Origin of the sequence: Candidatus Jidaibacter acanthamoeba (genome assembly GCF_000815465.1) — a bacterium.
In the GTDB taxonomy this organism is placed as follows: Bacteria; Pseudomonadota; Alphaproteobacteria; order Rickettsiales; family Midichloriaceae; genus Jidaibacter; species Jidaibacter acanthamoebae.
Genome location: NZ_JSWE01000233.1, coordinates 1 through 3,403 on the forward strand (window position 1 = coordinate 1; position 3,403 = coordinate 3,403).

Genomic DNA, 3,403 nt, shown 5'->3' on the forward strand with positions numbered 1-3,403 from the left:
AAGCGCTATGTGATCTTTGTTTATTATAATATTCTTCCCATACTTTAAGTTTATCTGGGAGATCACTAGCATTAGGATTAATACTTGTATAAAACTCATCTAAATCTGTACGTTGTGATCTCTCTACCTTCCCATTTAAGTGTGGAGAGAAAGCTTTTATAGGTCGAAATTTAATCTTTTTTTCTTTTAGGTAATCCTGGACTAAATAAGCAAAAAACTCTTGCCCACGATCTGTTTGAATACGTTGTATTGGAAATGGCATGTGCTTTATTACACACTCTAAAAAGTTAACAGTATTTAAGGACGTACGCCTTTTATATATTCCTAATATTTTATATCTTGTACAATCATCAATCGCTGTATACTGGTAAACCCCTTGAGCTATTTTACAAACATCCATCTGCACCCGTTCTCCGGGTATTTTACAATTATATCGCTTAACTTGTTTACGATAATGACGTTTTAGTTGTAGGTAACCTACTTCATGCTTCTTTAAGACTTTGTGTATAGTAGCTACAGATAATGATATTTCATGCAATCGTTTTAACTCACTTTGTATCCTTCTTACTCCTAACTTCCTTTCTTTCCTTAAAGTAAGAATAATTTCTTCGTTTATCTCATCCCTCTTTTGTAATGGCGAATTTTTAGGCCTAGTACTTATATTTTTCAACCCTTCCATCCCTCTTTCTTTATAGCGTTTACTCCATTTTCTTAGCGTAAACCTTGAAATCCCAAAGTGCTGGCATACTTCCTTCGCATCCCCTAGTTCTTCATATAGTTTGATCCATTTAAGACGGTTTTTTACTTTGGTATCCATTTTCCAATTTGAATAGTTATTACCACATACAGATATCCTAACAACCTAAAGTAACACTGTAAAAAGGTTTATTTCTTACCTTTATATACTCATCTATTTACTAAAAGTCACAACTTCTGCTGACATCTGAGTGGTAATGTTCTATATGAATCACACATACCTGATAAGCCAAAATCAGAACTGGCTAACCAAGCATTAAGTTGGCAAGGTAAAGAAAGTCGCCTTATTAGTAATCAAGATAAAGTTACATATAATGATGTTAAAGAAAAAGCTAAGGAAGCTTATAACAACATACATCCAAGTGTACCGACTTCAATAGACGGGTTTGATTTGAAAAAGGGAAGTTATGAAAGTTTAAGATCACAAGTTATGGCAAATACCAACTTAGAAGAGGGCTCGACCGAAGTAGCTAAAGTTATAACCGAGAGTGCACCTAAATTTACTGCTGATTTCAAAAATAATTTATCTAATAACTTAAACGAACTAAGTAAGCATTATGCTTCCGATCCGAACGGTAACATTACAAATGAGGTTAATAAAACACATAGTAAAGTACCTGAGGAGATCGATAAGGTACGCTCAAATACAAATAAAGAAGAGTTGAAATTAAATAAAGAATACAAAGAAACTAAAAATACACTACATACGGTAAAAGCAGCTAAAAATATTTTAAAAGAGGAAAAAGAATAAAGTATTATATATGTGCATATATAATATAAAATGCATTGCATATTACTTGATAAATGATACTATATTATAGTATGTTTAAAAGAAGATAAGAGGGCTAATTATGAAGAAAAATGTAACTATAAGATTAGATAATGATGTAATAAATATATTAGATGTCTTAGCAAGTAAAACATCTTCAACTAAAACGGAAATTATTGAGAAAGCATTATATGCATATGCGCTAAATAATAAAAAAGATAAAAGTCATTTGCTGAAGTTTGCCGGTAGTTGGAAAGAGGATGAAGCAAATAGAATGCTTAATGATATTTATTCCTCAAGAATAAGTAAGGAGTAAATGCAATGAAACTATATTTACTTGATACGGATACGATTATTTATTTTATTAAGGGACATGATGCGGTAGTAGAGAAGTTTATAAGCTCTCCGCTTGTTCAGTTATATATATCAGACATCACCTGTGCCGAACTTTATTACGGTGCATATAACTCTGAGTTTCCTGAGCGTAATTTAAGAACAGTAAGCGGTGTAATCGGTAATTTAAGTGCAGTACCGTTTAACACTAATGCAAGTAAAGTATTCGGTGAGCTTAAAGCGGAGTTAAAGAAAAAAGGCGAACTGATAGCAGATATGGATTTAATGATTGCTGCAATTGCAGTTGCCGGTAATTACACATTAGTAACTAACAACATAAAACACTTTGAAAGAATTAAAGATTTAAAATTAGAAAATTGGAGCGAATATGAGTATAAAGCTAAGAAGCATTAGAGATATAGTATCTTATATTAGAGAAATATTTGACAGTAGAAATTACCAAAATATTACCTTTTTTAAAGTAGTAGTAATAAGTGTAATAGTGATTATAGCTATATGGTTATTCAGTAGCATATATTTTGCAAACAAAGTTTATAATTTCGTCACCGAAAGAGTTACTACTCTACAAGATAAAGCAAACCATGAAATTACCACTAAAGGAGAAAGCCTAAGTTATTTAGGACATACTCTTATAAAGTATAAAAATGATGAAAGAGAAGCAGCTAATGAAGTATACCGAGCTGCCCAAAAAAGAAGCAGATCTGAAAAGCAAAGCGCCCAAGAAGCAGAGCTTAATAGAGCAATGGGTGTAATCTCAAATATGACATATGAGCAGGCAATTTCAGAGCGTGCTCATGAGCCAGTAATACTTGTTAGGTACTTGGAATCTTGTAGCAGCGAAGTTTATAGCTGGTTACCTCAAAGAAGTTTAGTAGTTCAAACTAAACTCAAAGTGTTAGAGAAATATAAGCAAGAACTAGCAACGAGAACTGATTGGGATAAAGGAGAAAAGCGTGCTAAAGAAGATTATATAAAAGAATACGGGAGTATAGATCCGAATATAACAATATCACATTTACTAAAGCTGCTAAAAGAAAAGCAACCTGAGGAGCTAATGCTTGAAAGCCATACCTTAAATGGACATAGCGACACAATTGAATCATTGGAAAAAATGCACATATGTATGAACAAAAGTGAGGAAGTATTAAAAGCACTTTACTACTTTTGGTATGATTATGCGGAAACAAATAATTCAGGGTGGAACTTTCATAAGCTTCAATCCATAGCTAATAATTTGCAACTAGGACAGGATTTAGACTTTAGCGTAATTAACATTATAACTGAAGAAGCCCAAAGATTTAAAACTATTCCGGGTTACCGAGATTCGCGACCTTTAGAGTCTATGAGAGAATATTTAAATAGAGGCCAGTATAAAGATAGAATAAGTTTAATAATGGCTTTCTTTGCAGAAACAAACGACAAATTAGCTCAGCTTAATCCAAATAACATGGGATTTAAGACCAATGCCTTCCAGTTTAGAATGAGAGAATATAATTCATGGAAAGCTAAGTGGGATGAAATGCA

The 3,403-nt window shown here is 32.5% G+C and carries 5 protein-coding genes; 4 read left to right on the top strand and 1 reads right to left on the bottom strand.

Translation table 11 applies throughout. From position 1 onward, the window contains the following. A partial coding sequence (locus NF27_RS10670; RefSeq protein WP_039454464.1) for an IS481 family transposase occupies positions 1 to 817 on the bottom strand: 817 nt, incomplete at its 3' end. Positions 818 to 1,147: 330 nt separating this feature from the next. On the opposite strand from NF27_RS10670, the gene NF27_RS10675 reads away from it, so the two are divergent. From NF27_RS10675 to NF27_RS10690, 4 genes are all read left to right on the top strand, one after another. Beyond that, positions 1,148 to 1,507 carry a hypothetical protein gene (locus NF27_RS10675; RefSeq protein ID WP_152606916.1) on the top strand — a complete coding sequence of 120 codons (360 nt, stop codon included), beginning with the start codon at positions 1,148 to 1,150 and terminating at the stop codon, positions 1,505 to 1,507. A 100-nt stretch (positions 1,508 to 1,607) separates the two neighbouring features. After that, complete coding sequence (locus tag NF27_RS10680) at positions 1,608 to 1,841, top strand: ribbon-helix-helix protein, CopG family (protein ID WP_039459531.1); 234 nt, start codon at positions 1,608 to 1,610, stop codon at positions 1,839 to 1,841. A gap of 5 nt (positions 1,842 to 1,846) precedes the next feature. After that, positions 1,847 to 2,272 (top strand): type II toxin-antitoxin system VapC family toxin, encoded by a 426-nt coding sequence (locus NF27_RS10685; RefSeq protein ID WP_039458014.1) that lies wholly within the window; start codon positions 1,847 to 1,849, stop codon positions 2,270 to 2,272. Beyond that, on the top strand, positions 2,247 to 3,403 hold a 1,157-nt coding region (locus NF27_RS10690; RefSeq protein ID WP_039459534.1), incomplete at its 3' end, for a hypothetical protein. The genes NF27_RS10685 and NF27_RS10690, both read left to right, overlap by 26 nt.